Annotated in this window: 10 protein-coding genes and 2 pseudogenes; 9 read left to right on the top strand and 3 right to left on the bottom strand. The window is 58.6% G+C overall.

The genetic code is table 11. The annotated features are described in order from the left end of the window. The first annotated feature begins 481 nt into the window (after positions 1-481). The 4 genes from C2L64_RS13385 (at position 482) to C2L64_RS13370 (ending at position 8,249) form a co-directional block, all read left to right on the top strand. Positions 482-1,279, top strand: a complete 798-nt coding sequence (locus tag C2L64_RS13385; RefSeq protein ID WP_143055854.1) for a hypothetical protein — start codon at positions 482-484, stop codon at positions 1,277-1,279. A gap of 162 nt (positions 1,280-1,441) precedes the next feature. After that, a complete protein-coding gene (locus C2L64_RS13380; protein ID WP_090839238.1) occupies positions 1,442-2,887 on the top strand; it encodes an IS1182 family transposase in 1,446 nt (481 codons plus the stop codon). Between the two features lie 349 nt (positions 2,888-3,236). Continuing rightward, complete coding sequence (locus tag C2L64_RS13375) at positions 3,237-6,350, top strand: ankyrin repeat domain-containing protein (RefSeq protein WP_244212199.1); 3,114 nt, start codon at positions 3,237-3,239, stop codon at positions 6,348-6,350. A gap of 219 nt (positions 6,351-6,569) precedes the next feature. Further along, complete coding sequence (locus C2L64_RS13370; protein ID WP_090839242.1) at positions 6,570-8,249, top strand: ABC-F family ATP-binding cassette domain-containing protein; 1,680 nt, start codon at positions 6,570-6,572, stop codon at positions 8,247-8,249. A 291-nt stretch (positions 8,250-8,540) separates the two neighbouring features. Here C2L64_RS13370 and C2L64_RS13365 read toward each other — a convergent pair whose 3' ends face one another. Then, positions 8,541-10,763, bottom strand: coding sequence for an OsmC domain/YcaO domain-containing protein (locus tag C2L64_RS13365; protein ID WP_090839240.1), 2,223 nt, complete (start codon positions 10,761-10,763; stop codon positions 8,541-8,543). 1,325 nt (positions 10,764-12,088) lie between these two features. Here C2L64_RS13365 and C2L64_RS13360 point away from each other — a divergent pair. From C2L64_RS13360 to C2L64_RS54810, 3 genes and pseudogenes are all read left to right on the top strand, one after another. Next, a complete protein-coding gene (locus tag C2L64_RS13360; RefSeq protein ID WP_244144698.1) occupies positions 12,089-13,450 on the top strand; it encodes an NAD(P)/FAD-dependent oxidoreductase in 1,362 nt (453 codons plus the stop codon). Further along, positions 13,347-14,452, top strand: a pseudogene (locus C2L64_RS13355) (IS3 family transposase); the annotation flags it as partial. The gene C2L64_RS13360 and the pseudogene C2L64_RS13355, both read left to right, overlap by 104 nt. A gap of 157 nt (positions 14,453-14,609) precedes the next feature. After that, a pseudogene (locus tag C2L64_RS54810) lies at positions 14,610-14,798 on the top strand (D-amino-acid oxidase); the annotation flags it as partial. A gap of 404 nt (positions 14,799-15,202) precedes the next feature. Here C2L64_RS54810 and C2L64_RS13345 read toward each other — a convergent pair. Further along, positions 15,203-15,778 carry a TetR/AcrR family transcriptional regulator gene (locus tag C2L64_RS13345; RefSeq protein ID WP_035538937.1) on the bottom strand — a complete coding sequence of 192 codons (576 nt, stop codon included), beginning with the start codon at positions 15,776-15,778 and terminating at the stop codon, positions 15,203-15,205. Between the two features lie 130 nt (positions 15,779-15,908). Between C2L64_RS13345 and C2L64_RS13340 the strand changes: the two genes are divergently transcribed. Both C2L64_RS13340 and C2L64_RS13335 read left to right on the top strand, forming a co-directional pair. Then, positions 15,909-16,643: an SDR family NAD(P)-dependent oxidoreductase gene (locus C2L64_RS13340; protein ID WP_090839062.1), complete on the top strand. Its 735-nt coding sequence runs from the start codon at positions 15,909-15,911 to the stop codon at positions 16,641-16,643. A 102-nt stretch (positions 16,644-16,745) separates the two neighbouring features. Continuing rightward, a complete protein-coding gene (locus tag C2L64_RS13335) occupies positions 16,746-17,345 on the top strand; it encodes an NADPH-dependent F420 reductase (protein WP_090839057.1) in 600 nt (199 codons plus the stop codon). Here the strand turns inward: C2L64_RS13335 and C2L64_RS13330 are convergent. Further along, entirely contained in the window at positions 17,309-17,830 is a 522-nt protein-coding gene (locus C2L64_RS13330) for a DUF1376 domain-containing protein (RefSeq protein ID WP_236674126.1), read from the bottom strand. The two genes, C2L64_RS13335 and C2L64_RS13330, sit on opposite strands and share 37 nt — an antisense overlap. Between the last annotated feature and the right edge of the window lie 83 nt (positions 17,831-17,913).

Here is a 17,913-nt window from a genome sequence, read left to right as displayed (position 1 = left end):
AAACTGACCCATTTGTGAAGCGCGCGGGAACCGCGCGATCGCTATAAGCGTAGTCTGTTGGCGTAGCGGCAGTTTCAACCTCATGTTAGACACGAAAAATGTCGTGTAACTCGGCATAACAGCACGCTTCGCCGCGGGCACGCATCCGTCGGTGCCGCCCCCGGCGACGGCAGAGAACCGCCCACAACCAGCCGTTCGCCGAGTTAAGTCCTCGGCCATTCGAATGACCGCATCTCTTTGGGAACGGACGGAGGACTTCCGGAAGAACGTCGTCGCTGAATTGAGTGCAACCAGCGACCAGTGACCAGTGACCCGCGGCCGACGTCGAGGTCGAGGGAACTGAAGAAGCCCTACAGTTAACGGATCGGAATGTGTGATTTGCCACACATGTACGAATCGATAAAGGGTAGCGTCCGATGAACGGCTACAGAGCGAACTGACTAAAGAATCCGTCTGTCCGACGTCTCTGGCGGAGGAAAACATGTCATCGATAATGAAGAATCCGGCACTACTAAAGCATGCTCTTCTGCTTTTGTTTATAGTCGCCGCCGCGTGCGCGGAAGCTATGGCCGATGACGAAGGTGACGCAAAAGAGAGGATTGCGCAATTCGAGAAGAAATATTCACTGACGGATGAAAAAATCCGCCGGACCTGCGTGGCTTTGGGCGATGGCTACGGCTCAACGCTTGAGAAGGCGGTAATGATTCTGTTCTGCCTGGGTGGAAAGAGCATTGACAAAAGCATGTTCGGCGGCGCTCAAGGGATATCCGCCGACAGGATGGAAATGTTGCAGTCAGATTGTCGAAATAAGCTTCAAAAGGGTAGCTTTGCGTACAACGAAGGAGTCGTAGGTCTGCAATACGAGTTGCATATTCCGAGTTTCGATAAAAAAACAACGCCGGAATTCGGACAATACATGCAAGATCGCGCAACGATCGCTTGCATCAATGCCAAAACTGCACTCGCAGATATATGGCGGATTCGGCAAATGCAAAAAGCCAGCGCGTCTGATAAAGAAGCGATCAAAAAACTTCGGCAGGTTGGCGAACAGCAAAAAGAAACGATATCCGATCTGCGCGCCCAACTCAAAGCAAGGCAGACAGTGAATGCTGCGGCCGCAGTAAATCCGCCTGTCCGGTCTCCTGATCCGGCCGCCAAGTGCGTTTGGAACGGACAGACCTACCCCCCGGGCGGCTCCATTTGCGATAACCATACGGTAGGCGCACAAAAATCGACGTCTAGCATTCGGCGAGCTGACCGTACAGGCTATGTCCACTGAGGGTAGCGACCGTTTCATTGCGCCTGGCTCTACCCAATGTCTCTTGCGTCTGGAAAGCCGCCGTTGCCAATAGACTCGGCGGAAGGGCAGCTGTAGGTCGAGGGTGTGTGAAAACGCGCTGATCGCCTAAACTGGATTAACTCATTCAGCATGGGTGACCGGATGAAGCGATTTATAGAAGGTGAAGATCGCAAGCAGGTGACGCTGCTTCCAGAATGCCTCGATGACTTCGTGTCCGAGGACAATCCGGTCAGGATTATCGAGGCGTTCGTTGAAGAGCTTGACCTTGGATCGCTGGACTTCGATGGAGCGATGCCATCGACTACAGGTCGTCCGTCCTATCATCCGGCCGTGCTGTTGAAGATCTATATCTATGGCTACTTGAACCGGGTTCAGTCGAGCCGCCGGCTGGAACGTGAATGTCAACGCAATGTTGAATTGATGTGGCTCACCGGTCGTCTGGCGCCAGACTTCAAGACCATCGCTGACTTCCGTCGTAACAACGGCACCGGCATCCGCAACGTGTGTCGCCGCTTCGTCGTCCTATGCCGTGAGCTGAAGCTGTTCTCGCAGGCGCTTGTTGCCATCGACGGTAGCAAGTTCAAGGCAGTCAACACCCGCGATCGCAACTTCACAGAGGGCAAGATCGATAAGCGCCAGAAGCAGATCGAGGAGAGCATCCAGCGGTATCTGAACGCGCTGGAGACCGCCGATCGTACGCAGCCTGCTGAACTGGAAGCAAAGACGACTCGATTGCAGGACAAGATCGCACGCTTACGCGAGCAGATGCGAAACCTCGGCCAGATCAAGGAGCAACTCAAGACACAGCCTGATGGTCAACTCTCGATGACTGATCCCGACGCGCGTTCCATGGCGACGAGCGGCAAAGGTTCGGGCATGGTGGGTTACAACGTACAGGTGGCAGTAGACGCCAAACACCACCTCATTGTTGCTCACGAGGTCACAAACTCTGGCAGCGACCGGGGACAGTTGAGTCCTATCGCGAAAGCCGCGCGCGATGCGATGGGTAGGACCAGACTGCGGGCAGTTGCCGATCGCGGTTATTACAATGCCCCCCAGATCAAGGCATGTGCAGATGCAGGCATTGCAGTGATGCTGCCTAAACCAACGACATCAGGGGCAAAAGCTCATGGTCGATTTGACCGGGCAGACTTCATCTACATTGCCCGAGACGACGAATACCAATGTCCAGCAGGCGAACGCGCGATTTACCGCTACACCCGCGAGGAACACGGTCTACAACTGCGCCGCTATTGGAGCAGTGCCTGTTCGCAATGCGCGATCAAGTCGCAGTGCACACCGAGTCCGTTTCGGCGAATTGCCCGATGGGAGCACGAGTCCGTGCTGGAAGCAGTCCAAAGCCGACTCGACAAGACACCGGATGCGATGACAGTGCGCAGGCGGACCGTCGAACATGTCTTCGGGACGTTCAAGCACTGGATGGGCTATACGCACTTCCTGACACGCAGGCTGGCCAACGTGGGCACCGAGATGAGTCGGAACGTGCTTGCCTACAATCTCATGCGAGTGCTGAGAATTCTGGGGTTCAGGAAAACTATGCGCGCAATGCGACTGGCGGGTGCGTGAGTACCCAGTAGGTCTAAAACGCCCCCTAATACTCGCTTACCCGACCTAAGTGCCTTGCAACGGTTCGTCGCTGTCGGATTGACCGCACGCCAGTTGAACGCGCCAGCCGGTATAAGAGCCTCGCATCTCTTGTTACGGTTCTGCTCACGTTTCCACACACCCTGGGTCGAGAGTGTGAGTTCGCTGATGAAGGATGAAGGAAGCTGACGTCCGGCTGCTCGATGCCGCCACCGTCAGCAATCCGACCCCTCGATCGAGGTACGGAATGACCGTTCCACCCCGATACCCGCCCTTGAAACTATAACGCCTCGATTGGCAGCAACGGGTGGCGGATAACTGCCGTTCAAGAATGACCGGAAAACTTGCTTTAGAGGTTGGCAGGCCCGACGGCCATGAGAGAATTCTTGCTCTTGTCTTCGACTTCACTCATCGCCTCATGAAAGTTCTCGAATACACAGGCCTCGACACCTCATGCGTCAAGGCCAGCTACGACAAGGTGTCCGCGGCCATCGCTCGCGACGACTTCCGTGCTGCCCAAGTCAAGAAGCTCGCCAATCTCAGTCACGGCAAGTTCTACCGGGCGAAGCTGGATGACGCCGACCGGCTGTTGTTCTCGCTGGTGCGCCACGGGGATGAAGTCTGTGCACTGATGCTGGAAGTGATCGCCAATCACGCCTACGATAAGTCACGTTTCCTGCGCGGCGCGGCGATTGACGAGAGCAAAATTCCAGACATCAGCGCTGATGATGCCATCAGGGAGGCACAAGTCCTGCGCTACCTTCATCCCGAGCGTACCGGCATTCACCTGCTCGACAAACCGATCTCGTTTGATGACACGCAGGAGACCATTTACCGACAACCACCTCCCTTGGTTGTGGTCGGTAGCGCTGGCAGCGGCAAGACCGCACTGACGCTTGAAAAGCTCAAGCGTGCCGAAGGTGAGGTCCTCTACGTCACTCACTCCGCCTTCCTGGCGCAGAGTGCCCGCGACCTTTACTACGCCAACGGTTTCGAGCATGGCGGTCAGGATGCCGTATTTCTGTCCTACCGGGAGTTTGTCGAGTCGATCCGCGTTCCGGCAGGACGCGAGGCTAGCTGGCGCGACTTTGCGGGCTGGCACTCCCGTATACGGCAGAACTTCAAGGATGTCGAAGCCCACCAGGCTTTCGAGGAGATTCGCGGAGTGATTGCTGCCGGGTCGGGCGGTGTCCTGTCGCGCGACGAGTATCAAGCACTGGGGGTGCGTCAATCGATCTTTCCCGTAGAACGGCGCGACCAACTTTACAATCTGTTTGAGAAGTATCGCGCCTGGCTGGCCGAGGCAAAGCTCTACGACCTGAATCTTGTCGCCCACGACTGGCAAGCGCTGGCCGCGCCGCGGTACGACTTCGTGGTTATTGACGAGGTGCAGGACATCACCACCGTGCAACTCGCGCTCGTGCTGACAACCCTGAAGAAGCCTGGCCATTTCATGCTCTGCGGGGATTCCAACCAGATTGTCCACCCCAATTTCTTTTCCTGGAGCCAGGTCAAGAGCCTGTTCTGGAAGGACCCGAAACTGGCCGAGCGGCAGGGATTGCGCGTGCTAAAGACCAACTTTCGCAACGGCCTGGAGGCCACTCGCGTCGCCAATCAGTTGCTCAAGATCAAGCAGCGGCGCTTCGGCTCCATCGACCGCGAGAGCAACTTCCTGGTCCAGGCCGTCGGGGGCGAGACCGGCCAAGTTACGCTGATGCCCGACAAGGACGCCACCAAGCGCGAACTGGACCAGAAGATTCGCCAATCCACCCAGTTCGCCGTCCTGGTAATGCGCGACGAGGACAAGGCCGACGCCCGCAAGCACTTTGCCACGCCCCTGTTGTTCTCGATCCACGAAGCCAAGGGTCTCGAATACGAGAACATCGTGCTCTACCGTTTCATCTCGGATCACCGCGGCGAGTTCAACGACATCGTCGAGGGCATCGCCAAGACCGATCTGGCGGTCGAGACACTGGATTACAAACGCGCCAAAGACAAGAGTGACAAGTCGCTCGAAGTCTATAAGTTCTTCGTCAATGCCCTGTATGTAGCGCTGACTCGTGCCATCAAGAACATCTACATGATCGAGTCGGACACAGGGCATGATCTGTTCGGGTTGCTGGATCTGAGCGTGGGCCAGACCAAGATCGAGGCCAAGCAATCCACGCTCGAAGACTGGCAGAAGGAAGCACGCAAACTCGAACTGCAGGGCAAGCAGGAGCAGGCGGAGGCCATCCGCCGCACCATCTTGAAGCAGGTCCCGGTGCCATGGCCGGTGTTCGACGAGGCCAAGGTCAGGGAACTGCTGATCAAGGTCTTCCGCGAGCAGTCTCCGGGCAACAAGGGCAAGCAGCAACTCTTTGACTATGCCACCTGCTTCGATGAACCGCAGCTCGCCAAGTGGCTGGCCGTCGAGGCGAAATTCGAGCAGGCACGAACCTTTGACCAGCAGCGCGCGGTGTTCGCCCGCAAGAGCTACGTCCCTTTCTTCGCCAACCACTTCAAGGACATCCTCAGGCAGTGTGACCAGCATGGCGTCGATCATCGCCTGCCAATGAACCAGACGCCACTGATGGCCGCAGCTGCTGCAGGAAATGTGGCGCTGGTGGAAGCCCTGCTGGAGCGCGGTGCCGACCGCGATGCCGTCGATCACTATGGTCACAATGCACTGCACTGGGCTTTGCGTCAGGCATTTGGCGATGCAAAGTTCGCTGCTGGCCCGCTGGCGGCAATCTATGAATGCTTGGCTCCGCCCTGCATTGATGTCAGAGCAGGTGATCGCTTGGTCCGCATCGACAGGCATCTGTCTGAATACTTTCTGTTCCAGACCCTGTGGGTATTGTTCAAAGCCCGATTCAGCAAGATACGACGCAATGCAGACAGCGCGTTCCAGACCCAAACCATCCTCGATGCCTGGCAACACTTACCCGCTAACATAGTGCGGCCGGAGCGCAATAAGCGCCAGCATCTTTCTGGCGTGCTGGCGAGGAACGAAATCGACAGAGACTATGCCTACAATCGATCTCTGTTTCTGCGCGTATCCACCGGGCGGTACCAGTTCAATCCCAAACTCGCTGTGCGTCGCCGCCAGGGCGAAGAAGAAAACTGGATCCCGATCTACACTGCACTCAACCTCCCGTTGATTAGCGAGTTTGCCCACAACGACGGCTGGATCAGCACTTGGGACAATATTGACAAACTAGTGATCCTTGCCGGACTACCTGAACGAACCACACCCATCGCGGCTGAACGCTTCGCCGAGCGGCAAGCGGCCAAAATGAGGGAGTTGGACGAACGCAGAGCCAATCAACTTGCTGCCAAAGCACGCATTCGTGCAGCCGGCGAAGCCACCCAGAACACGGCACCTCGATGGGGAACAACGGAGGCCAAACGGCTTGAAATCGAACGCGTGAAACAAGAAATCGAAAGACGAAAGAAGGGTTGACTTGCCAATATTTGTTTGGGTCGGCATGCGGCCAGGAGCCGTCATTCACCGTATGTTCGCTGGCCCCGCAGCCGGAACGCCCGGTGCGCCAGAGCCCGCCTTGCTTTGTGGCCGGTGGGCGCCGCAAAGCGCAAGCGGCGCTTCACTCGTGCGGCCAGAAAAGAGCAGCCTTGCACGTCCGGTCGGCTATCATGCCTGTCCTCTCCGAAGTAGCTCCTTATGATTTCCGTCCGTAATGTCACGCTGCGCCGTGGCGTCAATGTCGTACTCGACCACGCATCCGTCACCTTCACCCCCGGCGAGAAGATTGGCCTTGTCGGCCGCAATGGCGCCGGCAAGTCATCCTTTTTCGGGCTTCTCAACGGCACGCTGCACGAAGACAGCGGCGAATTCTCGATTCCCGCTGCATGGAAGATGGGCCAGGTCGCGCAGGAGATGCCGGAGACCGAGCAGAGCGCGACCGATTTCGTAATCGAGGGTGACACCATACTGCTCGCCGCGCAGGCCGAAGTAGCCGCCGCTGAGGCCAGCGACGATGGGATGCGCATGGCGCACGCCTACATGGCCGTGCACGACGCTGGTGCACACGATGCCCCCGCACGTGCCCAGGCGCTGATCCTGGGCCTTGGCTTCAGTGCTGCGCAGCTTAGCCAGCCGGTCAACAGTTTCTCCGGCGGCTGGCGCATGCGACTGCAGCTGGCGCGCGCGCTCATGTGCCCGTCGGACCTGCTGCTGCTCGACGAACCGACCAATCACCTCGACCTCGACGCGCTGGTCTGGCTGGAAGCCTGGCTCAAGCGCTATCAAGGAACCCTGGTAGTAATCAGCCACGACCGCGAATTCCTCGACGCCGTGACGCAGGTGACGGTGCACGTCGACAACGCCAAGCTCGTGCGTTACGGCGGCAACTACAGCAAGTTCGAAGACATGCGTGCTGAGCAGCTCGTGCTGCAGCAGGCCGCGATGGCGAGGCAAGTGGAAAAGATCGCCCACCTGCAGAAATTCATCGACCGTTTCAAGGCCAAGGCCTCGAAGGCGAAGCAGGCGCAGAGCCGGGTCAAGGCGCTCGAACGCATGGAGAAGATCGCACCAGTGCTTGCCGACGCAGAGTTCACCTTCGAGTTCAAGGAGCCGCTCAACGTCCCGAACCCGCTGTTGTCGATGCTGGACACGAGCTTCGGCTACCCGGCGCCGACCGGCGCACTGCCGGGCACGCCGCCCACGGTCATCGTGCGGGGCATCAACCGATCCGTGCTGGCCGGGCAGCGCATCGGCATCCTCGGTGCCAACGGCCAGGGCAAGTCCACGCTGGTGAAGACGGTGGCGCACGCACTGGCGCCGATTGCTGGCGAAATCAGCGAAGGCAAAGGCCTGAACATCGGCTACTTCGCACAGCAGGAACTCGACGTGCTGCGTCCGCTCGACACGCCGATGGAACACATGATCCGCCTTGCCAGGGACACGCCGCCGCACATGCGCGCGCCCGGCCAGAGTGGCACCGAACAATCGCTTCGCACCTTCCTCGGCACCTTCAACTTCAGTGGCGACATGGTCCATCAGGCGGTCAACACGATGAGCGGCGGGGAAAAGGCGCGGCTCGTGTTGTGCATGATCGTGTGGCAGCGCCCCAATCTGCTGCTGCTCGACGAGCCTACCAACCACCTCGACCTGGCCACACGCGAAGCGCTAGCGATGGCGCTCAACGAATTCGAAGGCACGGTGATGCTGGTCAGTCACGACCGGGCCCTGCTGCGCGCCGTATGTGATGAGTTCTGGCTGGTCACCAAGGGCGGCGTCGAGCCCTTCGACGGCGATCTGGACGATTACCAGCAATTCCTGCGCGACGAAGCCCGTCGCATGCGCGAGGAGGCTGCCGCAGAGCAGAAGGTCATCGCCTGAGAGACCCCCAGGCGGGCGGCGGGTGTTGCATGGGAGGCGAAGCGCGGACGTTCGCCAAGGGGCTTCAGCAATCGTGCGGACAAGCGCGCTCCAGTGCAAGATGTCGGCCACCTTCGGCCGGTCGATGCCGCCGCATACATCGTTGACAACCGGTGCCGCGCAGTCGTTCTTGGCACCCTGCCACCGCGTCTCGCTGAAGAGGCCACCGGCGGCACGGGTTTAATGTATCGAACAGGTGCTTTTTGAGCGGGGGATGAACGGCATCATCGCATCCAGCCGTGGCTCGTAACCCTAACTCGCTGTGGCCCCCACATTCGCTGTAGCCGCCACATCGGCCCGCGCCTTATGCAATTTTTTGTAACTGTCGATCAGGCGGTGGTGCCTATCGAGACCCTCCAGTTTCATACTCGTTGGCGTTAAGCCATAGAAGCGCACGCTGCCGCCCACTGACCCCATTACCGCGTCCATCCGAGCCTCGCCAAACATCCGACGGAAGTTGACCGCGTAATCGTCCAGTTCCAGGTCGTCATCGAGCAGCACCTCCAGCACCACATTCAGGGCCTGGTAAAACAATCCGCGCTCGACCGTGTTGTCGTTGTACTGCAGGAACGCTCCCACCAGCTCTTGCGCCGCCTCAAATTGCTGCAAGGCGAGATGAATCAGCAGTTTCAACTCGAGAACTGTTAGCTGCCCCCAGCCCGTATTCTCGTCAAATTCGATGCCGATCAAAGTGGCAATATCGGAGTACTCATCTAGTTCACTGTTATCCAGACGCTCAAGCAATGCTACCAGGGCGGCATCATCCAGGCGATGCAAGTTCAAAATATCGGCGCGGAACAACAGCGCCTTATTTGTGTTATCCCAGATCAAATCCTCTACCGGGTAAACTTCCGAATAACCGGGCACTAAAATCCGGCAGGCTACGGCGCCCAGTTGGTCATACACCGCCATGTACACCTCTTTGCCCATGTCCTCGAGAATTCCGAGCAACGTTGCGACTTCTTCCGCATTGGAGTTTTCACCCTGACCAGAAAAATCCCACTCAACAAACTCGAAATTCGCTTTGGCGCTAAAAAAACGCCACGACACCACACCGCTGGAATCAATGAAGTGCTCAACAAAGTTATTTGATTCAGTCACGGCGTTACTGACAAAGGTGGGCTGAGGTAATTCGTTCAGACCTTCAAAACTGCGCCCCTGTAGCAATTCCGTTAGACTCCGTTCCAGCGCCACCTCGAAGCTCGGGTGTGCGCCGAACGAGGCAAAGACACCGCCTGTCCGCGGGTTCATCAAGGTGACGCACATCACCGGGTAGGTCCCACCCAGCGACGCATCCTTTACCAGCACCGGAAAGCCCTGCTCTTCCAACCCCTGAATCCCGGCGAGAATGCTGGGGTATTTCGCCAGCACATCGTGCGGCACATCAGGCAATGCGATTTCACCTTCCAGAATTTCACGTTTTACCGCCCGTTCGAAAATTTCGGAAAGACATTGCACCTGCGCTTCGGCCAGCGTATTGCCGGCACTCATGCCATTGCTGACAAACAGGTTTTCGACCAGGTTGGACGGAAAATACACCACTTCGCCGTCCGACTGCCGCACATACGGCAGCGAACAGATACCGCGCTGCACATTGCCGGAGTTGGTGTCGTACAGATGCGAGCCATACAACTCGCCGTCGGGATTATAAATTTGCAGGCAGTACGCATCCAGAATTTCAGCCGGCAGCGCATCCTCAGGGCCCGGCTTGAACCAGCGCTCGTTCGGGTAATGTACAAATGCCGCATTGGCGATGTCTTCGCCCCAAAACGCACCGCCATAGAAGTGGTTGCAATTCAGGCGCTCGATAAACTCTCCCAACGCCGACGCCAGCGCGCTTTCTTTGGTCGCTCCCTTGCCATTGGTGAAACACATCGGCGAGTGCGCATCGCGGATATGCAGCGACCACACATTGGGAACGATATTGCGCCACGAAGCGATTTCAATCTTCATGCCCAAGGCCGCCAGATTTCCCGACATATTGGCGATGGTTTGCTCCAACGGGAGATCCTTGCCCACAATATAGGTGCTGGTGTCAGAAGCCGGCTTCAACGTCAACAACGACTGAGCATCGGCATCGAGGCTCTCTACCTCTTCAATTAAAAATTCGGGTCCGGCTTGCACCACTTTTTTCACCGTACAACGGTCAATAGAGCGCAAAATACCCTGGCGATCTTTCTCCGTGATATCCGGCGGCAACTCAACCTGAATCTTGAAAATCTGTTGGTACCGGTTTTCCGGATCAACAATATTATTCTGCGACAGGTGGATATTTTCGGTAGGAATATTGCGAGTTACACAGTACAACTTCACAAAGTAAGCCGCGCACAAGGCCGATGAGGCGAGAAAATAATCAAAGGGACCAGGCGCCGAGCCATCGCCCTTATAACGGATAGGCTGGTCGGCCACTACCGTGAAGTCGTCGAACTTGGCTTCAAGGCGTAGCTTATCGAGAAAGTTGACTTTAATTTCCATGGGGGATCCTGAAAATGGTGCCCAAAAATGACATAGCCGCTATTATGCGTCGCCAAGTGCAGTTGCTGTTGCAGATCGCTATTGTTGCTAGCGGTGTCCATTGAAGCGCTAATGTTGTCCGTTACTTCTGCCTGGCGTCGCTTTGTCCCCGGAGCACGAACTCACTGCCCGGAGCGCCTGTCAAAGCGCAGACGATAACGCTCTCACCGCCATCAATATGACCAGTGGTGAAGGCCGTCGAAGACACCCAACGTGCCAGATTGCCTGGCGTTTTTGGTCTGCGCGCTGAGATGTCCGCCGTCCGAGATCAAAAAAATGACCTCTGGTATTTGCGCTTGCTGCCGCTTCAGGCCAGTGCGCTAATCGCACGCCTCGACAACCGCACTAGCCAAATTCGCGGACACGCCGAACGCGCTAGCACAATCGACGGACATCCTGCCGCTCATCCCCTGCTGAAACGCAGCGGATGACAGAATTGGCAATCCGGCGTCCTAGCCTCACGTGGCGGGGCTACGCCAGTTCTCGCCAAAAACCGTGAACATGATTAGCAGAAACTGTGAACAGCAACACCTTGCCGCAATGATACGCGACGCTCGGGCTCGCTAGCAGTTATAGCAGGACCCGCGGATCGGGACCGATCCAGATCGTTGGTCCCGGTTCGAACGGCTGCTTTGGAGAAATCCGGCCGACTGCTGTGGGTCGAGGCCGTGTGAAAACACAGGTGTATGCGATGCTCGAAAGAGGCAACCCTTCAGATCGCGCTGTATCGGCTTGGTTGTACCTTGGGACGGGTAAAGCGAAACCCGAAAGCCGAGTGCTTTTGCGTTTTCACACGGCCTCGGTCGGCTACAGTCTGACGCGCGACCCGCGGCCTTGAAGCTCACACGTGCGCGGGACGACGGGCAAGGTTCGGCCACAACCCGTCGTTCACACGCGTCGCCGGTCGGACGTTCAGGCGTCGGCTTCGCCCCGCAACCAGCCATCCGCTTGTTAACGACGAGCGCCCCATGATCGGCCTTTGCCGCCGTTCGCACATCCTGTGCTTGCACGTCTGCTAACCAGGAAGCAAGAGCGTGAGAATGTGGCTAGGCAGAAACCTGGTCTCGGCAACAGTCTGCAAGATTGCAATTCAAGATTTGCCTCAGCGTTTGGTGGATCATCGTTGTATCCCTTTCGGATACAACAGGATCGTCCTATCAGCGAAGCGGTGGAACATACCAAAATCGTAGCCACTATCTGCGGATGGTGAAATCGCGCTTTAGGTGCGCATTTCCGATGTCTTGACTGCAGTAACGTAGTAAGAAGCGGCAACCAACGGCTATGAAATGCTAAGGATCGACGAAGTCACGGATAGCGAAGGTTTCCCCGAGCGATGCGATGTCGCGGTAATTGGCGGCGGAATTATTGGCGTCAGCACCGCTTATGAACTGGCGCGACGCGGCGTCCAGGTGGCTCTGCTCGAAAAGGGCGTCATCGGCTGCGAGCAGTCGGGGCGCAATTGGGGCTGGGTGCGTCAGCAGAACCGCGACCTCCATGAGTTGCCGCTCGCGATGCAGAGCCTCAAGCGCTGGAGCGAACTAAGCGAAGAACTGGGCGAGGACATTGGGTTTCGTAAGGCGGGCATCCTGTACGGCACGGAGCATCAATCGGACATCGCGCAGTGGGAATCGTGGCTTGCCCGCGCCCGGGAAGTCGGCTTTAACAGCGAGATCCTCAGTGCGCGCGCACTGGCAGCGCGCATTCCGTCCGGACGCGCGAAGTGGGCTGGAGGGCTGTGGTCTGGCACGGACGGCCGCGCCGAGCCGTCGACAGCCGCGCCTGCGATTGCTCGCGGCGCGCAAGGTCTCGGCGCGATGGTGTATCAGAACTGCGCGGTACGAAGTCTCGACACGAGTGCTGGGCGTGTCTCTGGCATCTGGACGGAGCGCGGCCGGCTCGCAGCCGACACCGTCGTTCTCGCGGGAGGCGCCTGGAGCGCGTTGTTCTGCCAGCATCACGGCATCGATCTGCCCTCCATCAACGTGATGGGAACGGCGTTGCGAACCGCTGAGGCGCCGGGGGTCATCGAAGGCTGTTTCTCCGGGCCTAACTTCGCGCTGAGGAGGCGGTTGGACGGCGGCTACACCATCGCTGTTCCCGGCTACGGACGCGTGGAACTCGCGCCGCAAAACCTGCGGCATTCGGTGAAGTTCCGCACCATGTTCCGCAGCAAGCTGAAGAAAAAACTGAAGATTCGCGTCGGTGCCAGCTTCTTCCACGGACCGGAGGCAAGCGCAACCTTGCGCGACGATGACGTCTCGCCGTTCGAAGAAACGCGGGTGTTGGATCCCCGGCCTGATACCGAATGGCTCGAACGTGCCCTGCAAAATGTGTCCAGCGTGCTTCCCGAGCTGGCGGGCCTGCGGATCGCTCACGCATGGGCGGGCGCGATCGACACGACGCCGGACCTCGTTCCCGTCATCTCGAAGGTTAATGCGAAACTGGAGTTGACCCGGTTTCGTGGATCCCTATCCTTTGGAATAGAAGGAGGTGCCCACCATGGCGAAGCATCGCACCCCGTACCCGGCGGAATTCCGGGCCCAGATGGTCGAACTGGTGAAGGCCGGGCGAACACCCGAGGACCTGGAGAAGGAGTTCGAGCCGACTGCGCAGACAATCTACAACTGGGTGGCCCAGGCCGATCGTGACGCAGGCAGACGGCACGACGGACTGACCACGGCCGAGCGCGAGGAACTGACGCGCTTGCGCCGCAAGGTTCGCCAGCTCGAGGTTGAGCGGGATATCTTGTCAAAAGCGGCGGCCTGGTTCGCCCGGGAGACCGGGACCGTGCCCGACAAGGGTTCGAGTTCATGAAAGCGAATCAGGCCACCTGGCCCGTTACCACCATGGCGCGGCTGCTAAAGGTCTCCACCAGCGGCTTTTATGCGTGGCTTGGACGCGGACCCTCGAAACGGGCACGCAGTGATGCAGATCTGCTGGCGCGCATTCATGCGATTCACACGCGCTCGCGCGGCACCTATGGGATGCCTCGCATTTACGCCGAACTGGTCCACCAGGGCGTTCATGTGGGGCGCAAGCGGGTCGCCCGCCTGATGCGAATTGCGGGTCTGTGCGGCGTGAGCCGGCGGCGCTGGATCACCACCACGCGGCGCCAGCCCGACGCGCGGCCGGCCCCCGACCTGGTACAACGCCACTTTAGCGCCGACGCGCCAGACCGGCTGTGGGTCGCCGACGCGACCTATGTACCGACTGGCGAAGGGTTTCTGTATCTGGCCGTGGTGCTGGATGTGTTCAGTCGTCGTATTGTGGGCTGGTCGATGTCATGTCATCTGTACACCGAATTGATGCTGCGGGCACTGGACATGGCGTTGTCGCAACGCCGTCCCGACGGTGTCATCCACCATTCCGATAGGGGGTGCCAATACACGTCCATTGCCTTCGGCCGCCGCTGCCGCGAGGCTGGCGTTCGTCCGTCCATGGGCAGCGTTGGCGACTGCTTTGACAACGCCATGTGCGAAGCCTTCTTCGCCACACTTGAATGTGAATTACTTGCGCGCTCGCACTTCGCCACGCATGAACAGGCGCGGCGCGAGATCTTTCACTTCCTGGAGGCGTGGTACAACCCGCTTCGCCTTCATAGTGGGCTTGGCTATCGCTCGCCGATCATTTACGAACAAATGCATGCAGCACAAAGCCCCACCTCATCCGCATGCGAGTTGCCCACCGCCGGCCGGCGTCGTGGTCGTGACAGGCGACCCGCCGACCGGCCGTGGACAACTCGCAGCAGCTCTTCAAACGGAGGTAACCTATCCACTCAAAATTCAACTACGTAACCATCCACCGAAGCGGGTCATCCCCAAACCCGGTCTCGTGATCGCATCCGGCTTCAGCGGACACGGCTTTGGACTAGGGCCAGGCGCAGGGGTTCTCGTGAGCCGGCTGGTAATGGACGAGGCGCCGCAGTTCGACATTAAACCCTACAGACTGGCCCGCTTTTCCGACGGAACAAAACTGAGCAGCCCCGAAATGATGTGAGTCGAGGCCGCGGGCGGGCTATCGCGGCAACCCACTTCGGGAGATTGAACCTCCAGCACGATTCAACTGTATTGATTAACGACCGTTGCAATTCTAAAAGTGGCCGGAGATCTTGATTGACCTCGTATGACGGAGAAGGGTCGACTTCCGCCGGCAGCGGAACGATCAACGGCGGCCAACTCGGCGGCTCGGCGTCGGACCGAGTTCGGCCATGTGCGGTCGCTGGGTAGTGCGACAGCTCAGCCGCTCCAACGTCTTATCGCCTTCGTCAACAGCCGCTCAAAACTCCCGACACGATCAGTTGCATTCGTCACCTTTGCCAAGACTTTTGCGCATAGTGTCGCCGGCGTCGGTCATAGAGGACGCCATCCGACGCAATGCAGACAACAATTCGTTGGACTCGGTTACGTTGCCTTCTTGATATCGTTGCCAGGCCGATTTGTCAGGATGGCGCTCGTAATAACGTGAAAGAGATGATCCCCCCGTGGCGCGAATCCGGGCTGGCCGACGAGCCAGCCGAGCGCCGACATCAGGGCGAACAGGTCGACCCCATCAATATCGGCGCGCGCCGTTCCCTCGGCTTGAGCGCGGAGCAGTAGTCGCGCGCCCGCCGAACGCAGCGCTGTGCTCGAAGCATGAAGCGCGGAGTCCGGGTCCGCGTGCGCGGTCGCAAACAAGGCGCAAATACCGCTATAGCTGCGAACGAATGCCACCCCATCGCGAAACCAGGACACCAGCGCTTCGTCAGGTGGATTCGACGTTTCGAGTTCGGCCGCCTGCTGTATCAGTTCGTCCACGTTCATGCGCAGCAACGCTTCGAACAAGGCTTCTCGTGTCGGGAAATGGCGAAATAGTGTCGCCAACCCGACGTCGGCCCGGCGGGCGATATCTCGCATGGACGCCTCGGCACCATGCTCGGTGACGACGTCACGCGCGACTGCAAGGAGATGGTCGTAATTCTTTCTGGCGTCAGCTCGCATAAATTGCCTTGACAAACGGATCAGTGATCCGAATATAATGAACCTGTATCCGGATCAGTGATCCACAAGATACAGCACATTTGTGCAGATGGGAACAGAGGCGCAGTACGACACCACGAAAGGAGATGTCATGGGAAAGCTTGAGGGTAAGGTTGCAGTCATCACGGGTGGATCGAGCGGCATGGCGCTGGCGAGCGCCAAGCGGTTCGTTGAAGAAGGCGCCTATGTTTTCATCACGGGCCGGAGGCAGGAGGCGCTCGACGAGGCCGTCAAGCTGATTGGCCGGAACGTGACCGGCGTGCGCGGCGACGGGGCCAATCTAGACGACCTCGACCGCCTGTTCGAAACAGTCAAGCGGGAAAAGGGCAAGATCGACATCCTGTTCGCGAGCGCAGGCACGGGCGAAGCCGTCCCTCTGGGTGAGATTACCGAGCAGCACTTCGATGCGACCTTCGGTCTGAATACGCGCGGAACGCTGTTTACGGTTCAGAAGGCGTTGCCGCTGTTCAACGATGGCGGATCGATCTTCATGACCGGGTCAGTTGCGTCGGTGAAAGGTTTTCCTGGTTATGGCGTGTATTCGGCGAGCAAGGCGGCGTTGCGCTCATTCGCACGCACTTGGCTTAACGAACTGAAGGGCAGGAATATCCGGGTGAACGTGCTGAGCCCGGGGCCGATCGCCACGCCGATGCAGGACCAGGTTCTCACCGAGGAGGCGAAGCGGATGTTCGAATCCCTGATCCCGCGGGGAAAGATGGGTCGTCCTGAGGAAATTGCGACGGTCGCGCTGTTTCTTGCTTCAGACGATTCGAGCTTCGTGAATGGGGTGGAGTTGTCTGTCGACGGCGGCTTCTCGGCCATCTGAAATCGCGCCGAAAGCGTGTAGAAGGATCTTTCAACTCGACGAAGGTGATCTGATTTATGTCGATAAATACGGATTCCTTACAATACTGAATGGAGAGTTCGCATGAACTATTCGATTATTGGCTTTGGCGCGGTAGGCCAGGCGCTCGCCCGAGCGTTTGCAAGAAAGAACATCGATGTGACCGTCGCCAGCCGGCGCCCTCCCGAGACGTTGATGCAACAGGCACGAGCGATCGGCCCCACCGTTGTCCCCGGGACGCTGCAGGATGCAATCGCGTCCGACACCATCTTCCTCGCGGTTCCGTTTTGGGAACATCGCGAAGTCGCGAAGCAGATCACAACCTGGCAGGGCAAGACGATCATCGACACGACAAATGCTTTTGGTGTTCCCGTTGAAGACCTGGAGGGTCAGCCGCCGGCCGCGGTTGTCGCCAAGGCGTTTGCCGGCGCCAGGTTCGTAAAGGGCTTTAACCATCTGCCTGCTGCCGCCCTGGCCGCTGATCCGAGCGTGAATGGCGGAAGCCGCGTCGTTTTTTTGTCGAGCGATGACGAAAATGCGGTGGCACCGGTCGCTGTTTTGGCCGAACAACTCGGTTTCGCGCCGATTGCGCTAGGACCGCTCAAGGATGGCGGCTTGCTTGTCCAAGGCAGGGGGAATACCTGGGGTCAACTGATCTTCAAGGATCTCGTCAAGTTCAAATAGCGGCGCCTCACGACGAAGTCACAGCGGCCACGCACATCGCTAAACGCTTGCTGGTGATTTGACCGAGATTCCGTTGGCGCTTCTGAGCGAGTGCATGATGGCCGCTCGCGACCCGTCGGCCGCGAGCGCCCGTACTGCAGACGTGATGCGGACGGATGTCCGTTCGGAATTGGAAAGCGGCCGTTGCCAACACGGTGACCCGAATGACGGCTCGGGGTCGGTTTATGCCATCCGCATAATCTCCGTGAGCGGCTAGCGATTGAGGTCTGTGTCGGGCAGGGTTCGGCCAATAGGTCCACGCCCGCCCAGCGCGCCAGCGCCGTGCGCGCATCAAACTGCGGCGTGTTCTCAACAATCCGGCGCCCCTCGTCGGAATTCGCGCCAACGCTGTAGCAGACCGCATCAAGATCAGCCGGCAGCGGCTTTTCAGTGTCGTAGTAGGCGTCCAGGAGGTCCCGGTATATCCAGCGTTCGAGCCGGCTCATGTTGACCGTCCCTGAGCGGAAATCGCCGATGTGGTGTGGGTAATAATTCATCGCTACGACCCTGTTTGCCGTTTGCCGGCAAG

Source organism: Paraburkholderia hospita, assembly GCF_002902965.1.
In the GTDB taxonomy this organism is placed as follows: domain Bacteria; phylum Pseudomonadota; class Gammaproteobacteria; order Burkholderiales; family Burkholderiaceae; genus Paraburkholderia; species Paraburkholderia hospita.
The sequence above is the reverse complement of the archived record's forward strand: the minus strand, read 5'-3'. Positions and strand labels throughout refer to the sequence as shown.